The sequence below is a fragment of the Mizugakiibacter sp. genome, assembly GCF_039680435.1.
Lineage (GTDB): Bacteria > Pseudomonadota > Gammaproteobacteria > Xanthomonadales > Rhodanobacteraceae > Mizugakiibacter.
In genome coordinates this window covers 1-15877 of sequence record NZ_JBDKSX010000002.1, presented here as the reverse complement: position 1 = coordinate 15877, position 15877 = coordinate 1, and the positions used below count along the sequence as shown (strand labels likewise).

The 15877-nt window shown below is 72.6% G+C and carries 16 protein-coding genes and 1 pseudogene; 8 read left to right on the top strand and 9 right to left on the bottom strand.

Translation table 11 applies throughout. The annotated features are described in order from the left end of the window. Positions 1-8: 8 nt before the first annotated feature. Positions 9-764, top strand: coding sequence for a DUF2884 family protein (locus ABFC67_RS00250; RefSeq protein ID WP_346736031.1), 756 nt, complete (start codon positions 9-11; stop codon positions 762-764). A gap of 215 nt (positions 765-979) precedes the next feature. Here the strand turns inward: ABFC67_RS00250 and ABFC67_RS00245 are convergent, their stop codons facing one another. Then, the gene (locus tag ABFC67_RS00245; protein WP_346736030.1) at positions 980-1606 is read right to left on the bottom strand and encodes a glutathione S-transferase; all 627 of its coding nucleotides are present in this window, start codon (positions 1604-1606) and stop codon (positions 980-982) included. A gap of 100 nt (positions 1607-1706) precedes the next feature. Here ABFC67_RS00245 and ABFC67_RS00240 point away from each other — a divergent pair, with 100 nt between their 5' ends. Next, positions 1707-1988: a DUF2845 domain-containing protein gene (locus ABFC67_RS00240; RefSeq protein WP_346736029.1), complete on the top strand. Its 282-nt coding sequence runs from the start codon at positions 1707-1709 to the stop codon at positions 1986-1988. A 14-nt stretch (positions 1989-2002) separates the two neighbouring features. Then, on the top strand, positions 2003-2884 hold the full coding sequence (locus ABFC67_RS00235; protein WP_346736028.1) for a mechanosensitive ion channel domain-containing protein: 882 nt from the start codon (positions 2003-2005) through the stop codon (positions 2882-2884). A gap of 195 nt (positions 2885-3079) precedes the next feature. On the opposite strand, the gene ABFC67_RS00230 is transcribed toward ABFC67_RS00235, so the two are convergent. From ABFC67_RS00230 to ABFC67_RS00215, 4 genes are all read right to left on the bottom strand, one after another. Beyond that, a complete protein-coding gene (locus ABFC67_RS00230; RefSeq protein ID WP_346736027.1) occupies positions 3080-4426 on the bottom strand; it encodes an acyltransferase family protein in 1347 nt (448 codons plus the stop codon). 413 nt (positions 4427-4839) lie between these two features. Then, positions 4840-5595, bottom strand: coding sequence for a LytTR family DNA-binding domain-containing protein (locus ABFC67_RS00225; RefSeq protein WP_346736026.1), 756 nt, complete (start codon positions 5593-5595; stop codon positions 4840-4842). Positions 5596-5605: 10 nt separating this feature from the next. After that, on the bottom strand, positions 5606-6754 hold the full coding sequence (locus ABFC67_RS00220; protein ID WP_346736025.1) for a histidine kinase: 1149 nt from the start codon (positions 6752-6754) through the stop codon (positions 5606-5608). A 4-nt stretch (positions 6755-6758) separates the two neighbouring features. Next, a complete protein-coding gene (locus tag ABFC67_RS00215; RefSeq protein WP_346736024.1) occupies positions 6759-8069 on the bottom strand; it encodes an amidohydrolase family protein in 1311 nt (436 codons plus the stop codon). 144 nt (positions 8070-8213) lie between these two features. Here ABFC67_RS00215 and aceF point away from each other — a divergent pair, with 144 nt between their 5' ends. The 3 genes from aceF to ABFC67_RS00200 are packed head-to-tail and all read left to right on the top strand — an operon-like array spanning position 8214 to position 11807. Next, positions 8214-9545, top strand: a complete 1332-nt coding sequence (gene aceF, locus ABFC67_RS00210; RefSeq protein ID WP_346736023.1) for a dihydrolipoyllysine-residue acetyltransferase — start codon at positions 8214-8216, stop codon at positions 9543-9545. Positions 9546-9555: 10 nt separating this feature from the next. Continuing rightward, a complete protein-coding gene (lpdA, locus tag ABFC67_RS00205) occupies positions 9556-11397 on the top strand; it encodes a dihydrolipoyl dehydrogenase (RefSeq protein ID WP_346736022.1) in 1842 nt (613 codons plus the stop codon). Beyond that, complete coding sequence (locus tag ABFC67_RS00200) at positions 11394-11807, top strand: hypothetical protein (RefSeq protein ID WP_346736021.1); 414 nt, start codon at positions 11394-11396, stop codon at positions 11805-11807. The genes lpdA and ABFC67_RS00200 overlap by 4 nt, the downstream gene beginning before the upstream one ends. 88 nt (positions 11808-11895) lie before the next feature. On the opposite strand, the gene ABFC67_RS00195 is transcribed toward ABFC67_RS00200, so the two are convergent. Next, positions 11896-12237 (bottom strand): antibiotic biosynthesis monooxygenase, encoded by a 342-nt coding sequence (locus tag ABFC67_RS00195; RefSeq protein WP_346736020.1) that lies wholly within the window; start codon positions 12235-12237, stop codon positions 11896-11898. Further along, a complete protein-coding gene (locus ABFC67_RS00190) occupies positions 12234-13628 on the bottom strand; it encodes a hypothetical protein (protein ID WP_346736019.1) in 1395 nt (464 codons plus the stop codon). Before ABFC67_RS00190 ends, ABFC67_RS00195 begins: the two co-directional genes overlap by 4 nt. A 241-nt stretch (positions 13629-13869) precedes the next feature. On the opposite strand from ABFC67_RS00190, the gene ABFC67_RS00185 reads away from it, so the two are divergent. Further along, positions 13870-14691, top strand: coding sequence for an NAD-dependent epimerase/dehydratase family protein (locus tag ABFC67_RS00185; protein ID WP_346736018.1), 822 nt, complete (start codon positions 13870-13872; stop codon positions 14689-14691). Positions 14692-14701: 10 nt separating this feature from the next. Here the strand turns inward: ABFC67_RS00185 and ABFC67_RS00180 are convergent, their stop codons facing one another. Further along, the gene (locus ABFC67_RS00180) at positions 14702-15166 is read right to left on the bottom strand and encodes an Mpo1-like protein (protein ID WP_346736017.1); all 465 of its coding nucleotides are present in this window, start codon (positions 15164-15166) and stop codon (positions 14702-14704) included. Between the two features lie 179 nt (positions 15167-15345). On the opposite strand from ABFC67_RS00180, the gene ABFC67_RS00175 reads away from it, so the two are divergent. Beyond that, entirely contained in the window at positions 15346-15756 is a 411-nt protein-coding gene (locus tag ABFC67_RS00175) for an MAPEG family protein (protein WP_346736016.1), read from the top strand. Here ABFC67_RS00175 and ABFC67_RS00170 read toward each other — a convergent pair. Beyond that, positions 15753-15877 (bottom strand): annotated as a pseudogene (locus ABFC67_RS00170) (IS481 family transposase); the annotation flags it as partial. The gene ABFC67_RS00175 and the pseudogene ABFC67_RS00170 overlap by 4 nt on opposite strands.

The window sequence follows — 15877 nt, the reverse complement described above, 5'->3', positions numbered from 1 at the left end:
GCCGCGTGATGTCCATGCCGATCCTCGCCGCATTGCCGCTGCTCGCCGTCCTCGCCGCGTCGCCGCAGGACGCCGATGCCGCCTGGAACGTCTGCCGCGCCGCCAGCAGTTACGACCTCACCCTCGGCTCCGGCCTGACCTTCGAGCGCGCCGCGCCGGCGCCGCGGCGGGTGGAAATGCGCGACGGCCGGCTGCGCGTCGACGGCGCGCCGGCGGCGTTGAACGCCGAGGACAGCGACCGCGTCGCGCTGTTCGAGCGCAACGTGCGCACGCTGGTGCCGCAGGTGAAGACGCTGGCCGAACGTGGCGCCGATCTCGCCGCGCAGGCGGTGCGCGCGCAGGTCGCCTCGATCGCGCCCGCGGCCGCCGCCGATCCGCAGTTCGATGCGCGCCTGGCCGCGCGCACGCGCGAGCTGAAGGCGCGCATCGCCGCCAGCACCAGCACCAAGGACTGGCAGGGCGAGGCGCTGGACACCTACGCGCAGAACGTCGCCGCCGACGTCCTGCCGATCGTCGGCGCCGACGTCGCGCAACAGGCGCTGGATCTCGCCATGCAGGGCGACCTCGCCGGCGCCGCCGCGCTGAAGGACCGTGCCGCCGACCTGCAGCCGGAGCTGGAAGCGCGCATCCGCGCGCGCTTGCGGACGCTGGAACCGGACGCGCGCAGGCTGTGCCCGACGCTGCGCGAGCTGGACCGGCTGGAAGCCGGCATCGGCGCGCGCCTGCCCGGCGGGCCGCTGCAGTTGATCGAGATCGCACGCTGAAGGGGCGCGCTTGAGCCCTGGCGCGCAGCCGCGCATCCCGCGCGCAGTCGTTGCGCGGGGATCCGCCGGGAAATCCGCGATCGCACTGCTGGTCATGCTCGGCTGCGCGGCCGTCGCGCGCGCCGGCGACGATGCGTTCCGTGATTGCCGCGCCGACGGCGACTGCGCGCTCGGCGTCGATGCCGACGGCCTGCGCTTCGCGCGCGGCGCGCGCGTCACGCCCAGTCGGCCAGCCCCTCGATTTCGCAGAGTCGCTTCCACGCCGGCCGCGCCTTGACGCGAGCGGCCAGCGCGGCGAGGTGCGGCCACGCGGTCGCGGGTTTCGGCATGTTGCGCGACCAGCGCATCAGCATGGTGGCGTAGAAATCGGCGACGCTGGGCTGCGCGCCCAGCAGGTGCGGGCCGTGCCGGCCGAGATGCGCGTCGAGGTGCGTCCATTCCGCCTCGATGCGCGCACGCGCGGCGTCTTTCACCGCGGCGGCGTCGCTGCCGCCGTCGTGCGGGTAGAACCACAAGCGGAATGCCGGCTGCAGCGCGTTGGCCAGGTGGAACATCCACTGCAGGTAGGCGGCGCGCGCCGGCTCGCCCGCGGCGGGTGCGAGTTGCGCCTCGGGATGGCGCTCGGCCAGCAGCATCGCCAGCGCCGCCGCTTCGGCGTACGGGGCGCCGTCGACGATCATCGTCGGCACCTTGCCGTGCGGATTCAGCGTGAGATAGGCCGGGCTGCGCTGCTCGCCCGCCTCGAGGTCGACCCGCGTCAACACGTGCGGCGCACCGGTTTCCAGCAGCACGAGGTGCACCAGCATGGCGGCGCTGCCGGGGCTGTAGTGGAGCGTGTACATGGCGGGCTCCCTGATCGGAAAGGGGCGCAGCATACGTCGATTCCGCACGGCCGGAACCGCGGCGCTATGATGGGGCCGTCCTCTCGACAGGGAGACGGCCATGCTTCGCATCCCGCAGTGGTGTTTGGGCGGAGTGCTGTGCCTCGCGATGTCCGCCGCCGCGGCGTCCGGCACGATCCGCTTCGGCAATCGCGTGATCACGGTGGGCGATTCGGCAACGCGCGTGCTGGAGATCGCCGGCAAGCCGGACTACATCGAGCCGGTCGAGAACGTGTTCGGCGCCGCGCGCGGCGAGCGCTGGCAGTACCGGGTCGGCGACAAGGTCGTGACCATCACCGTGTCCGAGGGCAGAGTGGTGGGGATCGAGGAAAGCGGCCACTAGGAAGCGCCGCGCCGATGGTAGGCTTGCAGGCCGCACGCTACCGTCCGCACGCCGCCATGACCGATTTCCTCAAGCGCATCGGTTTTCCCGACTTGCCGCACGAGGCCCTGCACTACGCGCTGCGCGGCGTGGCCGCGCTGCTGGTGCTGCTGGCCGGCGCGTGGCTGGCCGCGCGCCTCGCCAACCTGCTGCGCCGCGCGATGGAGCGCGCGCGCGTCGATCCGACGCTGACCGGCTTCCTGCGCAACCTGCTGTACGGCATGCTGATCGCCGTGCTGGCGGTGGCGACGCTGGACTTCGCCGGGCTGCCGACCACCTCGCTGATCGCCGCGCTGGGCGCCGCCGGCCTCGCCATCGGCCTGGCCCTGCAGGGCTCGCTGTCGAACCTGGCCTGGGGCGCGCTGCTGATCCTGTTCCGCCCGTTCCGCGCCGGCGATGTCGTGCAGGTGGCCGGCCTGACGGGCACGGTCGAGCGCGTCGACCTGATGTACACCGCGCTGATCCTGCCCGACAACCGCGAGGCGGCGGTGCCGAACGCCAAGGTCGGCTCGGACGCGATCATCAACTTCAACCGGCGCGGCACGCGCCGCATCGAGCTGGTCGTCGGCATCGGCTACGGCGACGACATCGGCCGCGCGGCGGCGGCGGTGCGCGCGCTGATCGAGGCCGATCCGCGCATCCTGCGCGATCCCGCGCCCGACGTCGCCGTGCAGCGGCTGGCCGAGAGCAGCGTCGACCTGTGCATCCGCGCATGGGTGCGCACCACCGACGTGTGGAACGTGCAGACCGGCCTGCTGCGCGCGATCAAGGAGCGCTTCGACGCCGAGGGCATCAGCATCCCGTTCCCGCAGCGCGAGCTGACCGTGCGCCACGTGCAGGGCGAGGCGCCGAGGTAGCGCGGCGCCCTCGCGCAGCGCCGCCAGCGGCCATCCGCCGGACGCCGCGCCAAGCCGCGCCAGTGCGCGCCAGGTCGCGTGCAGCGCAGGCGATGCGGCCACCGGCGGCGGTTCCGGGAGCGCCGCCGCCAGCAGCGCTCCGCTCAGCAGCGCGAGGGCCAAGGCGCGGCCGGCGCGGTCCATGTCGCGCACCGCTCACGCCGCGTTGCCGTGGCCAAACGTGCCGCCGTGGGGCTTCAGGCCGAACAGCGGGCGCACGAGGCGGTACGGCCGCACCGCGAACTCGTACAGCCCCATCGTCGCCGCGAACGAGGCGGCCACCAGGAACAGCCACTTGCCGAGGATCGACTCGTCCGGCACCTGCACGACGTAGTAGGCGATCACCACGATCACCGTCTGGTGCAGGATGTAGAAGGGATACACCGCTTCGGTGGCATAGCGGCGCAGCGCGTTGTCGCGGTTCAGCCAGCGCTTGCCGAAGCCGAGCACCGCCAGCACCCAGCACCACGCGTTCAGCGCCGACAGCGACGATTCGCCCAACATGCCAAGCAGGTTGCCGTCGCCCGGTTCGAGCTTGTTCCAGCGCAGGTAGTCGAGCGCGACCAGGGCGAAGAACGCCAGCCGCAGCGCGTGCCAGCGGTAGCGCTCGATCGCCGACCACACGCCCTCGTCGCGGCCGAGCAGGAAGCCGTAGGCGAAGAACGCCAGGTAGTACGCGAACGTCGCCGGGTCGTGCGCCAGGTCGTGCGTCTCCGGGAACCACAGGTACAGCGCATGCGCCGCGGCCAGCGGCGCGGCGAGCAGCAGCAGCCGCCAGCCGTGCAGGCCGGCGCGCAGCCGCGCCAGCGCACGCGCGCCGCGTTCGCCGCGCAGCCACAGGAACAGCGGCAGCAGCAGCGCCGAATAGCAGAACAGGTAGGCGACGAACCACAAGTGGTGCCAACTGGTGTTGCCCTGCGGATACGGCACCAGGTCGAAGATGCTGGGCCAGAACTGCAGGTAGTTCGCGTACGGTACGCCCTGCGTCAGTCGTTCCATGTAGATCTGCGGCGGCACCACCACCAGCATGCCGAACAGCAGCGGCAGCAGCAGACGCGTGGCGCGCTCGCGCAGGTAGCCCGTGCCGCCGCGCGAGCCCAGCGCGAACCAGGTGCCGACGCCGGAGATCAGGAACAGCAGCGCCATGCGCCAGCGCGACAGGAAGTACATCCATTCGGTGAAGAGCGAGCTGGTCTCGGCGTTCTTGATGTGCCAATCCCATTCGGCGACGAACGGCATGCCGCTGTGGAACAGCAGCAGCGCCAGCACGACCAGCACGCGCAGCCAGTCGAGGTCGTAGCGGCGTGGCGGCGCGGTGGCGGGCGCCTTGCCGTCGCCGGCGCGCGGTGCGGTCGCGATGGGCGACGCGGATGGCGTCGCAACCGGGTCGGCAGCGCCTCCACCGTCGCGATGGGTGGACGTCGGGCCGCCTCCGGCTTCGGCATCGGTGCGGGCGGCGGCGATGGCGAATCCTTCGCGCACGGTGAGGTCGTCGTGGCGCATGGCGGGACTCCGGCGTTGGACGCCGCCACTGTCGATGCGCCGTGCGCGTGCGGCCACGGCCGCGGGGACGAAAGCCGGGGCGGCTGGGACGAAGGCGAGGGCGCCGGGGATGGAGCGGGACGCCTGGGAGACTGCGCATGTGCTGGAAAGGCAGCGCAGGGCGATTCATCTGCCGCATTCCACGAAGCTGCTTGTTTCCCACCCTCTCCCCGCTGGGGAGAGGGAGACAAGATGGCACGCGGGACGAATGCGCGCGGACGGTCCTCGCCGTGATCGCACGGCGAGGGTGCGGCGCGAGCAGGATGACGCAGTATTGCTCTTCCCCTCTCCCCCCTCCCCGCGGGGGAGAGGGAGACAAGAACGGCGCTGCCGGGGCGATCGTGCTGTCGCGTTGCAGCGGTGCCGCGCCGCCGCTATGGGCGCAGCAACAGGCTGGGCGGCGCGGCGTCGACGTAGCGGCGCGTCCAGGTGACGCGGCTGCCGTCGCCGAGCAGCAGGCGGTATTCGCCGTCCGGCCAGGGCGTCACCTCGCGCACCGCGGCGATGCGCACCAGCGTGGAGCGGTTGGCGCGCAGGAAGCGCGCCGGGTCCAGCCGCGCGGCCATGCGCTCCAGCGTGCCGCGCAGGCGGTGGCTTCGGCCCTCGGCGTGCACCACGAGGTAGTTGCGGTCGGCTTCGATGCGGTCGATGCGCTCGACCTCGACGAAGCGCGCGCGGCCGCCGTCCTCGAGCAGCAGGTGCGCGGCGTAGCGCTGCGGCTGCGGCAGCGCCTCCAGCAGCGCCGCCAGCCGCGTCTCGGCGTCGCCGGTCCTGGCGGGCGCCGCGTCGGCGCGCAGCCGCGCCAGCAGCGCGGCGAAGCGCTGCGGGCTGACCGGCTTCAGCAGGTAGTCGAAGGCGTGCACCTCGAAGGCGCGCAGCGCATAGGCGTCGTGCGCGGTGACGAACACGATGCGCGGCAGCGCGTCCGCCGGCAGCGCCTCGACCACGCCGAAGCCGTCGATGTCGGGCATCTGCACGTCGAGGAACAGCACGTCCGGTTTCAGCGCCGCCACCTGCTCGAGCGCGCTGCGGCCGCCGTCGGCCTCGCCGACCACCTCGAAGTCGGGCGCTTCGGCGAGATAGCGGCGCAGCTTGGCGCGTGCCGGCGCCTCGTCGTCGGCGATCAGCACGCGCGGCACCTCAGGCCTCCGCGCGGCGCAGCGGCAGGCGCACGCGGGCGACGCTGCCGCCGCCTTCGGCTGCCGCCAGCTCGAAGCGGGCGGCCTCGCCGTACATTGCGGCCAGCCGCGCGCGCGTGTTGGCGAGGCCGATGCCGTGGCCGCCGCGCGCCGAAGCGCGCGGGCCGGCGCCGTGGTCGCGCACGCCGAGTTCCAGCGCGTCGCCGTCGCGGCGCGCGCCGATCACGACGCGGGCGCGGCCGTCGGCCGGATCCGCGCCGTGCTCGATCGCGTTCTCGACCAGCGGCTGCAGCAGCAGGAACGGCACGCGCGCCGCGGCCAGCTCCGCCGGCACGTCCACGCGCACCTCCAGCCGCGCGCCGAAGCGCGCGCGCTGGATGTCGAGGTAAAGCTCGAGCAGGCGCAGTTCCTCGGCCAGCGCGTGCTCGTTGCCGGGGTTGCTGGCCAGCGTGGCGCGCAGCAGGTCGCCGAGGCGCGCCAGCATCTCGTCGGCGGCGCGCGGGCTGTCGTACATGGTCGCCGCCACCGCGTTCAGCGAGTTGAACAGGAAGTGCGGCGCGAGCTGCAGGCGCAGCGCGTCGAGGCGCGATTCGGCCAGCGCCGCTTCCAGCCGCGCGGCGCGCAGTTCGCGCTCGCGGTTGACGCGCAGGCGGTCGGCGAGCCAGGTCAGGCCGATCATCAGCGCGTAGATGATCACGTCGTTGGGCAGCTCCATCGCGTAACGCCACGGCAGGTCGCCGTAGTCGTAGCGGCCGAGCCCGAGCAGGGCGAACACCAGCGAGCGGCTGGCCCACAGCAGGCTGGTGTGCGCCAGCGAGAACAGCACGACGCCGGCCGCGTGCGCGGCCAGCGCCCGCAACATCGTGCCGCGCACGAGCGGGTGGCGCCGCGCCCAGGCGATCACCGGCAGCAGCAGCAGCGCCGCGGTGTAGGCGCCGGTGGTTTCCTCGATCAGCAGCGTGCCGAAGCGGCCGCCGTGGCCGACGGTGACGTCGTCCAGCGCGCGGTGGCCGAAGCTGAGCAGCCCGATGGCCGTGGCGACCACCACCAAGGTCAGCAGGAAGGTGCGGCGCCGCGCGCGCGCCGCCGCGTCGCCGCGGCCGTCCACGGCGACGCGCTCGGCGGCGTGGACGGGCGCGGCGCGGTTCATGCGTTCAGCGTAGCGCGTCCTTGTCGACCGCGCCGCCCTTCATCACGAAGCCGACGTGCTCGAGGACCGAGACGTCCTGCAGCGGATCGCCGTCCACCGCGACCAGGTCGGCGTACAGCCCCGGCTTGATCGCGCCGACGCGGTCGCGCCAGCCGAGCAGGTCGGCGGCGTTCCAGGTGGCGGCCTGGATCGCCTGCATCGGCGTCATGCCCCACTCGACCATCTTGGCGAACTGTTTGCCGTTCCAGCCGTGCGGATAGACGCCGGCGTCGGTGGCGAAGGCCATCTTCTCGCCGGCCTGCACGGCGCGGCGGAAGTTCTCGCGCTGCAGGCGGCCGACCAGTTTCTCCTTCTCGACGGTGCTGGCCGGGAAGCCCTTCTTGGCGTACTCGGCGAGGATGTAGTCGTCGTTGTAGACGTCGAAGTCGAGCCAGGTGCCGCGCTGCTTGGCCAGCTTCAGGCCCTCGGCGTCGATCATGCTGCAGTGCTCGACCGAATCGACGCCGGCGCGGATCGCCATCTTGATCGCCTCGGCGCCGTGCGCATGCGCGGCCACCTTCTTGCCCCAGCGGTGCGCCTCGTCGACCAGCGCGTTCATCTCCTCCTGCGTGTACTGCGGCGCGCCGACCGAGGTCTCCGCGCTGAGCACGCCGGCGCTGGCCATGAACTTGATCACGTCGGCGCCGTTCTTGACGTTCTCGCGCACCTTCAGGCGCACCGCGTCGACGCCGTCGGCGACGCCGTTGACGCCGTGGAATTCGATCCACGGCGAGTAGCCGGTGGTGTCGTCGGCGTGGCCGCCGGTGGCGCCGATCGCCGGACCGGAGACCAGCATGCGCGGGCCGGGGATGTCGCCGCGGTCGATCGCGTTGCGCAGGGCGACGTCGACGTAGTCGTCGGCGCCGACGTTGCGCACGGTGGTGAAGCCGGCGTCGAGCGTGCGCTTGGCGTAGAGGTGGGCGAGGATCGCGCTGTCGATCGCGCTGCGCTTGAGCACGGACTCGTAGTAGTCGCCCTTGATCTCGGTCGGGTCGGAGGTCAGGTGCGTGTGCACGTCGATCAGGCCGGGCAGCAGGGTGGCGCCGCCGAGGTCGACCAGCTTGGCGTCGGCCGGCGCCTGGCCGTCCTCGCGCACTTCCTTGATGCGGTCGCCTTCGATCACCACCACCACCGCGCCGCGCATGCGGCCGGCTTCGGCGTCGATCCAGTGCGCGGCCTTCACCGCGATGCGTTGCGGCGGCGGTACCGCCGGCGCGTCCGCGGCGGCGGCCGCGGTGGAGGCAAACAGCAGGGCGAGGCAGAGCGTGCGCAGCATGATGTTTCCCCATGTCGGATGGACGCGCCACTGTAGCCGTGCGCCGGCGTGCGCGCAGCGACGACTACCGGGACATGACGGCAAGCGGCGAAATCGGCGAAACTTGGCAGCTTGGACCCCCACCAAGACCACCGGGAGGCAGCAATGCCGGAGATTCGCGAAGCCAAGGTTCCGGACATCGGCAACCATACGGACGTGCCGGTGATCGAGGTGCTGGTGCAGCCCGGCGACAGCGTGAAGAAGGACCAGGGCCTGGTCACGCTGGAATCCGACAAGGCGACGATGGAAGTGCCGGCGCCGTTCGCGGGCGTGGTCAAGGAAATCCGGCTGAAGGTGGGCGACACCGTGGCGACGGGCAGCGTGGTCGCGCTGATCGAGGCCGCCGAAGGCGCGCCGGCCGCGCAGCCGGCCAGGGCCGACGCGCCGACGGCGACCGCCGCACCCACCCCGGCGGCGCCTGCCGCACCCGTCGCGGCGCCGACGCCGGGCGCACCCGTTGCGGCGCCGGCCGCCCCCGCCAGCGGCGGTCCGCGCACGCCGCCGGTCGCGTTCGACGCCGACCGCGTGCTGCCCGGCAAGGTGCCCTACGCCAGCCCGGCGGTGCGCACGTTCGCGCGCGAGCTGGGCGTCGACCTCGCCGCGGTGCGCGGCTCCGGACGCGGCAACCGCATCGTCCGCGAGGACGTGCAGGCCTTCGTCAAGCAGGCGCTGGCCGGCGGCGGCGCGGTTGCGACGGGCGGCGGCCTCAACCTGCTGCCCTGGCCGCAGGTCGACTTCGCCAGGTTCGGCGCGGTGGAATCGAAGCCGCTGTCGCGCATCAAGAAGATCGCCGGCGCCAACCTGGCGCGCAACTGGGCGATGATCCCGCACGTCACCCAGCACGACGAGGCCGACATCACCGACCTCGAGGCCTTCCGCGTCCGCCTGAACAGGGAGAACGAGAAGGCCGGCGTCAAGGTCACCATGCTGGCCTTCCTGATCAAGGCCTGCGTCGCGGCGCTGGCGAAGTACCCCGAGTTCAACAGCTCGCTGGACGGCGAGAACCTGGTCTACAAGAAGTATTTCCACATCGGCTTCGCCGCCGACACGCCGAACGGGCTGGTGGTGCCGGTGATCCGCGACGCCGATCGCAAGGGCGTGCTGGAGATCGCGCGCGAGACCGCCGAGCTGGCCGCGCTGGCGCGCGAGGGCAAGCTGAAGCCGGAGCAGATGCAGGGCGGCTGCTTCTCGATCTCCTCGCTGGGCGGCATCGGCGGCACCGCGTTCACGCCGATCATCAACGCGCCGGAGGTGGCGATCCTCGGCGTGTCGAAGAGCTACATGAAGCCGGTGTGGGACGGCAAGGCGTTCGCACCGCGGCTGATGCTGCCGCTGTCGCTGTCCTACGACCACCGCGTGATCGACGGCGCCGCCGCCGCGCGCTTCACCACCTTCCTCGGCACGCTGCTGGCCGACCTGCGCCGCACGATGCTGTGAGGATGCGCCGATGAGCACGATCGAGGTCAAGGTTCCGGACATCGGCGGCCACAGCGACGTGCCGGTGATCGAGGTGCTGGTCAAGCCGGGCGACACGGTGAAGAAGGACCAGGGCCTGGTCACGCTGGAATCCGACAAGGCCACGATGGAAGTGCCGTCCGGCGCGGCCGGCACCGTCAAGGAGCTGAAGGTCAAGGTCGGCGACACCGTCTCGCAGGGCACGCTGATCGCGGTGCTGGAGACCGGTGCGGCCGAGGCCGCGCAGCCGGCGGCTGCCGTTGCTCCCTCTCCCCAGCGGGGAGAGGGTCGGCGTGAGGGGGCGGCGCCGCAGGCGCCTGCCGCGCAGACGCCTCCACCCGCACCCCAGCCCTCTCCCGCCAGCGGGAGAGGGAGCCAAGCTGTTGCGGCCCCCGCGGCCGCACGCGAAACCGGCCGCAAGGCCGACCTCGAGTGCCGCATGCTGGTGCTGGGCTCCGGTCCGGGCGGCTACACCGCCGCGTTCCGCGCCGCCGACCTCGGCCTCGACACCGTGCTGGTCGAGCGCTATCCCAGCCTCGGCGGCGTCTGCCTCAACGTCGGCTGCATCCCGTCGAAGGCGTTGCTGCACGCCGCCGCGACGATCGAGGAAGCGCGCGGCATGGCCGCGCACGGCGTCGAGTTCGGCGCGCCGAAGATCGATCTCGCCAAGCTGCGCGCATTCAAGGACGCCGTCGTCGCCAAGCCGACCGGCGGCATCGTGATGATGGCGAAGCAGCGCAAGGTGCGCGTGGTGCAGGGCACCGGCACCTTCGTTTCGCCGCACGAGCTGGAGGTGCAGGGCAAGGACGGCACGCAGCTGATCCGCTTCGAGCAGGCGATCATCGCCGCCGGCTCGCAGGCGCTGAAGCTGCCGGGCTTCCCCTGGGACGACCCGCGCGTGATGGACTCCACCGACGCGCTGATGCTGGCCGACGTGCCCAAGCGCCTGCTGGTGGTCGGCGGCGGCATCATCGGCCTGGAGATGGCCTGCGTGTACGACGCGCTGGGCAGCGAGGTCACCGTGGTCGAGATGGCCGATCAGCTGATGCCGGGCGCCGATGCCGACCTGGTGCGGCCGCTGGCGCAGCGCCTCGGCAAGCGCTACGGCGGCGTGCACCTCAAGACCAAGGTGGCCAGGGTCGAGGCGGAGAAGAAGGGACTGAAGGCCACCTTCGAGGGCGAGAACGCGCCGCAGCCGCAGTTCTTCGACCGCGTGCTGGTGGCGGTGGGCCGCGCGCCCAACGGCAGGAAGATCGGTGCGGAAGCGGCCGGCGTCGCCGTCAGCGAGCGCGGCTTCATCCCGGTCGATGCGCAGATGCGCACCAACGTGCCGCACATCTTCGCGATCGGCGACATCGTCGGCAATCCGATGCTGGCGCACAAGGCGACGCACGAGGGCAAGGTGGCGGCGGAAGTCGCCGCCGGCCTCAAGCGCGAGTTCGTCGCGCGCGTGATCCCGTCGGTGGCCTACACCGACCCGGAAGTGGCCTGGGTTGGCCTGACCGAGCGCGAGGCCAAGGACAAGGGCATCGCCTACGGCGTCGGCAAGTTCCCGTGGTCGGCGTCCGGCCGCGCGGTCGGCATCGACCGCACCGAAGGCTTCACCAAGCTGCTGTTCGACGAGGCCACGCACCGCGTGATCGGCGCCGGCATCGTCGGCGTGCACGCCGGCGACCTGATCTCCGAACTGGCGCTGGCGATCGAGATGGGCGCGGAGGCCGCCGACATCGGCCTGACCATCCACCCGCATCCGACGCTCAGCGAGTCGGTGGGCATGGCGGCCGAGGTCTACGAAGGCACCATCACCGACCTGTACATGCCGAAGCGCAAATGAGCATGGACGCGACGCCGACGCGCGAAGACTGGATCGGCCGCCACGGCGTGCGCCTGCTGTTCGCGATGGGCGCGCTGGCGATCGCGGGCGCGTTCGCGATCGGCGACGGCCTGGATGCGCTGTGGTTCGCGCTGCCGTACCTCGCGTTTTACGTCGGCGTGCGCCAGTTCGCCTCGGTGCCGCGCTTCCAGCGCATCGCGCTCAACTTCGCGCTGGCGTTGAGCGGCTTCTGCACGCTGGCCGAGCTGATCGTGTTCCTCGTGCAGGGGGGCGCCGCGCTGCAGAACCCGGTGCTGCACGCGATGTACGGCCTCAACCTCACCGTCGGCCTGATGCTGATCGCCGCGGCGCTGATCTGGAAACTGCTGCGCTACGCGGCCAGCGACGACGACACCCCGAACGCGCCATAGCGCACGCTGCAAACGGGACGTCCCTCATTCCTTTCCCCTCGCGCCGGCGTGGGGAACGGAGACAGGCGTTCGTTGCCGGGCGCGTCGCTCAGGCTGCCCCGGGCGCCGCCGACAGCGCGGCGGCCGGCAGCGCGTCGGCGATCTCGTAGTGGCGCACCAGCGGTTCCATGTCGAGCAGGAACCGCTCGTCCTCGGGGTAGTACACCGAGCGGTTCGGATCGCCGCCGGTCCAGGCGCCGATCGCTTCCAGCGAATCCCACAGCGAGATGATCTGGAATTCGCAGCGTTCGCCCTGCACGCGGCGCAGCACGTAGGCGCCGCGCTGGCCGGGCTGCTGCGCCAGCGACGGCAGCGCGGTCTGCCGCAGGTGTTCGAGGTAGGCGTCCGCCTGTTCTTTCAGCGTGATGCCGCGCCAGACGCGAGCGATCATGCGCGATCCTCCCCGGAACCGGACCGCGGCAGCTTAGCATCGCCGCCGTCGCGCCGCGTGCCGGCGCGGGGCGGCGAAGCGGCCCGGCGGTGCTCGCCCTCGGCCAGCACCCTGGCCTGGTTGGCGCGCTTCAGCCACAGCTCGTGATCGGCGTCGCGCTCGACGTCGACCTCCGGAATGCGGCTGAACGGGATGCGCATCGGCGCCGCGTCCAGCGCCGCGTGCATGCCGCCGAAGTACAGCGTGTTGTGGCCGTAGCGGCGGTTGATGCGGTCGAGAACCGCGTTCAGCGCGTCGCCGGCGCGGCCGTCGTCGAACAGCGAGCGCGAGCTGTGCGCGCGCTCGACCACGCGGTGCAGGGTCACGCTGACCGACAGCGGCCGCGCGCGCCGCGGCAGCGCGCGCGCGTCGAACATGCGCGCCAGCATGTGCAGCAGCGTGCGGCTGTCGTCGGTGGGGTCGAATTCGAGGTCGGCCTCCAGGCGCGCGTCGGTGCCGAGCAGGCGCACGCGCAGCGCCAGTGCGCCGGCCAGCAGCCCGTAGCCGCGCAGCCGCTGCGCCGCCTTGACCAGCAGCTTCTTCGCCACCGCCTGCGCGCCCTGCGGCGTGCGCAGCTCCGGCGGCAGCACGTGCGAATGGCCGACCGAGCCGCGCTCGCTGGCGCGCGGCGGCAGCCACTCGCCGCGCAACTGCGCCCACATGCGCTCGCCTTCGATGCTGCCCCAGGCGCGGCGCAGCGCGAGCTTGCCGGCGGCGGCGAGCTGCGCCATGGTGCGGATGCCGTGCGCGTGCAGGCGCGCTTCCATCGCCGCGCCGATGCCGCACAGGTCGCGCAGTTCCAGCGCGTGCAGCGCCTGCGGCAGGTCGGCCTGTTCGATCACCACCAGGCCGTCCGGCTTCTGCATGTCGGAGGCGGTCTTGGCCAGCAGCGCGTTCGGCGCGATGCCGATCGAGCAGCGGATCGCGCCGTCGTCGGTTTCGCGGCGGATCTCGGCCTTGACCGCGCGCGCCAGCGCCTCGGCGCGGTCGCGCCGGCGCTGGCTGCCGGTCAGCTCGCAGGCGACCTCGTCGATCGAGCCGATCACGCCGAGCGGGATCACGCGGTCGATCGCGGCCAGCAGCCGATGGTGCCAGGCCACGTACAGCGCCGGCCGCGCCAGCACCAGTTCGATGCCGGGGCACAGCCGGCGCGCATCGCGCGCCAGCGTGCCGGTGCCGACGCCGTGCCGCTTCGCCTCGACGCTGGCGGCGATGCAGCAGGTGCTGTCCGCCTCCACCGGCACCACGCCGACCGGGCGCCCGCGCAGCGCCGGATTCTCCTGCTGCTCGACGGAGGCGAAATAGCTGTTGAAGTCGACGAACAGGCAGCGCAGGGTCATGGCGGCAGGCACGAAGAGACCCGGGCGGTATAGGCTACGCGCGTCGCGCGCAGCGAGACGTTAAGCGGGCGCCGGCGTCGCCGGGAGGCATGCGCCTGCGCGCGAAGCGCTGGCCGCGCCCGCAGCAGTACCGAAACGGATGCCCGCTTGCTTCGCCCGGCGGGGCTTCCTCGCGTTCGGCTCGACCGCGCGTCGGCTACGATAGGCGTTCGCCGCGCGCTTCACCGCGCGCCCCGGACGGAAGCACGCTCGCATGACCCATCTCGTGTTCGGCGCCAGCGGCCAGGTCGGCCGCTTCCTGCTGCCGCGCCTGGTCGCGCGCGGCGCCGACGTGTGCGCGGTCAGCCGCGACGCGCACGCCGACGCCGACGGCGTGCGCTGGCGGCAAGGCACGCTGCCGGACGCCGTGCCGGTGCCGCGCGGCGCCGCGGCGCTGGTCAGCCTCGGCCCGGTGCACCACTTCGTATCGTGGCTGGAACGCGCGACGTTCGACGGCCGGCCGCGCGTGGTCGCGCTGTCGTCGATGAGCGCGGACAGCAAGCGCGCCTCGCCTGATCCGGCCGAGCGCGCCATCGCCGGCGTGCTGGCCGACGCCGAGCGCCGCCTCGCCGCGCGCTGCGAGGCGCTCGGGCTCGCCTGGACGGTGCTGCGCCCGACCCTGATCTACGGCGCCGGCAGCGACAAGAGCATCACCCCGCTGGCGCGCCGCGCCGCGCGCTGGCACGCGTTCCCGCTGCCGGCGGCGGCAGGTTTGCGCCAGCCGGTGCACGCCGACGACCTCGCGCTGGCCGTGCTGGCCGCGCTGGATCGCCCCGAAAGCGCCGGCCGCGTGCTGGCGTTCGGCGGCGGCGAGCGCCTGACCGCCGCGGCGATGTTCGCGCGCGTGCGCGCGAGCGTGCCGACCTGGACGCTGCCGCTGTTCGTGCCGGCGTGGGCGCAGCGCGTGGCGGCGGCAATGCTGCCGCGCCTGCGCGGGCCGCTGTCGCGGCTGCAGTCCGACCTGATCGCCGACAACGCCGAGGCCGAGCGCCTGCTCGGCGTGCGGCCGCGCGGCTTCCGGCCGCCGGCGCCGTGAGGCGCGCTGTTCAGTAGGCGATGCCGGCGCGCCGCAGCAGCTTGCCCATCAGCCAGGCCGGGCCGATCAGCAGGTAGGCGAGGTCGGTGAGGAACGAGGGGCGGCGGCCCTCGATGGCGTGGCCGACGAACTGGCCGATCCAGGCGATCACGAACCCGCCGCTCGCCAGCCACAGCAGGTGCGCCGGCCCCAGCGCGTCGTACAGCGCCGCGCTGAGCAGGCCGAAGGCGACGAACGCCAGCGCCATCGCCACGCCGAGCGCGCGCGACAGCCGGAAATAGAACAGGAACGCGCCGAACATCGCGGCGAACGCCCAGAAGCCGGGCCGCATCAGCGACGGGATCACCGGCAGCGTCCACAGCGCCGCGATCACGCACCACAGGATCGCCGGCACGCACACCCAGTGGATCGCGCGGTTGGTCGGGTTCTGGTGGTCCGCGCTGTAGCCGCCGAACCAGTCGTGCACGCTGCGCATGGTGCCTCCGCAATGGCTGGGGCCGGCCCGCACGGCCGGCCTTGCGGGGCTATGTTAGACCGCCGGGCAGGCTGCCGCGCACGCGGCATCGCGGCCGCGATAGCATCGGGTCCGCCGGCCGCGGGGGCGCGCCGGCCCGCTCCGGCAGGAGCGGCGACAGGTCGCGAAAGGGGAGAGCCATGACGAGTGCTTCGCTTGCGGTGCTGACCGGGCTGATTGCCTGGACCCTGGCGTTGTTGGTCCTGATGGAGGTGCTGCGCTCGCGGCTGGTGCTGCTCGGCCGCGTCGCCTCCAACGCCTTCACGCCGGACAACGCCAACCTGTCGCCCTTCATGCAGCGGCTGGCGCGGGCGCACGCCAATTGCCTCGAAGGCCTGCCGATCTTCGGCGGCCTGCTGGTGGTCGCCATCGTCGGCGGCCGCAGCGGCGTGACCGATCCGCTGGCGTGGTGGCTGCTCGCCGCGCGCATCGCGCAGTCGTCGATCCACCTCGCCTCGACCCGCGTGTGGGCGGTCAACGCGCGCTTCACCGCGTTCGCCGTGCAGATGGCGATCGCGGTGTACTGGACGGTGCTGCTGCTGCGCGGCTAGCTGTGTAAACCCAACAGGTTGTTCATGCCGATGCGGGTGATCGGCGGCTGGTAACCGAGACTGGCGTGGGGACGGTGCCAGTTGTACTGGTGCAGCCATGTCGGCCAATGCGCGGCACGCT

What these genes read in the sequence shown, in the direction of transcription:
- ABFC67_RS00240 (WP_346736029.1), top strand. Translation starts at nt 1,707, where the DNA reads ATGCTTCGCATCCCGCAGTGGTGTTTGGGCGGAGTGCTGTGCCTCGCG.
- ABFC67_RS00185 (WP_346736018.1), top strand. Translation starts at nt 13,870, where the DNA reads ATGACCCATCTCGTGTTCGGCGCCAGCGGCCAGGTCGGCCGCTTCCTG.
- ABFC67_RS00250 (WP_346736031.1), top strand. Translation starts at nt 9, where the DNA reads ATGTCCATGCCGATCCTCGCCGCATTGCCGCTGCTCGCCGTCCTCGCC.
- lpdA (WP_346736022.1), top strand. Translation starts at nt 9,556, where the DNA reads ATGAGCACGATCGAGGTCAAGGTTCCGGACATCGGCGGCCACAGCGAC.
- ABFC67_RS00180 (WP_346736017.1), bottom strand. Translation starts at nt 15,166, where the DNA reads ATGCGCAGCGTGCACGACTGGTTCGGCGGCTACAGCGCGGACCACCAG.
- ABFC67_RS00220 (WP_346736025.1), bottom strand. Translation starts at nt 6,754, where the DNA reads ATGAACCGCGCCGCGCCCGTCCACGCCGCCGAGCGCGTCGCCGTGGAC.
- ABFC67_RS00235 (WP_346736028.1), top strand. Translation starts at nt 2,003, where the DNA reads ATGGTAGGCTTGCAGGCCGCACGCTACCGTCCGCACGCCGCCATGACC.
- aceF (WP_346736023.1), top strand. Translation starts at nt 8,214, where the DNA reads ATGCCGGAGATTCGCGAAGCCAAGGTTCCGGACATCGGCAACCATACG.
- ABFC67_RS00245 (WP_346736030.1), bottom strand. Translation starts at nt 1,606, where the DNA reads ATGTACACGCTCCACTACAGCCCCGGCAGCGCCGCCATGCTGGTGCAC.
- ABFC67_RS00215 (WP_346736024.1), bottom strand. Translation starts at nt 8,069, where the DNA reads ATGCTGCGCACGCTCTGCCTCGCCCTGCTGTTTGCCTCCACCGCGGCC.
- ABFC67_RS00230 (WP_346736027.1), bottom strand. Translation starts at nt 4,426, where the DNA reads ATGCGCCACGACGACCTCACCGTGCGCGAAGGATTCGCCATCGCCGCC.
- ABFC67_RS00200 (WP_346736021.1), top strand. Translation starts at nt 11,394, where the DNA reads ATGAGCATGGACGCGACGCCGACGCGCGAAGACTGGATCGGCCGCCAC.
- ABFC67_RS00175 (WP_346736016.1), top strand. Translation starts at nt 15,346, where the DNA reads ATGACGAGTGCTTCGCTTGCGGTGCTGACCGGGCTGATTGCCTGGACC.
- ABFC67_RS00195 (WP_346736020.1), bottom strand. Translation starts at nt 12,237, where the DNA reads ATGATCGCTCGCGTCTGGCGCGGCATCACGCTGAAAGAACAGGCGGAC.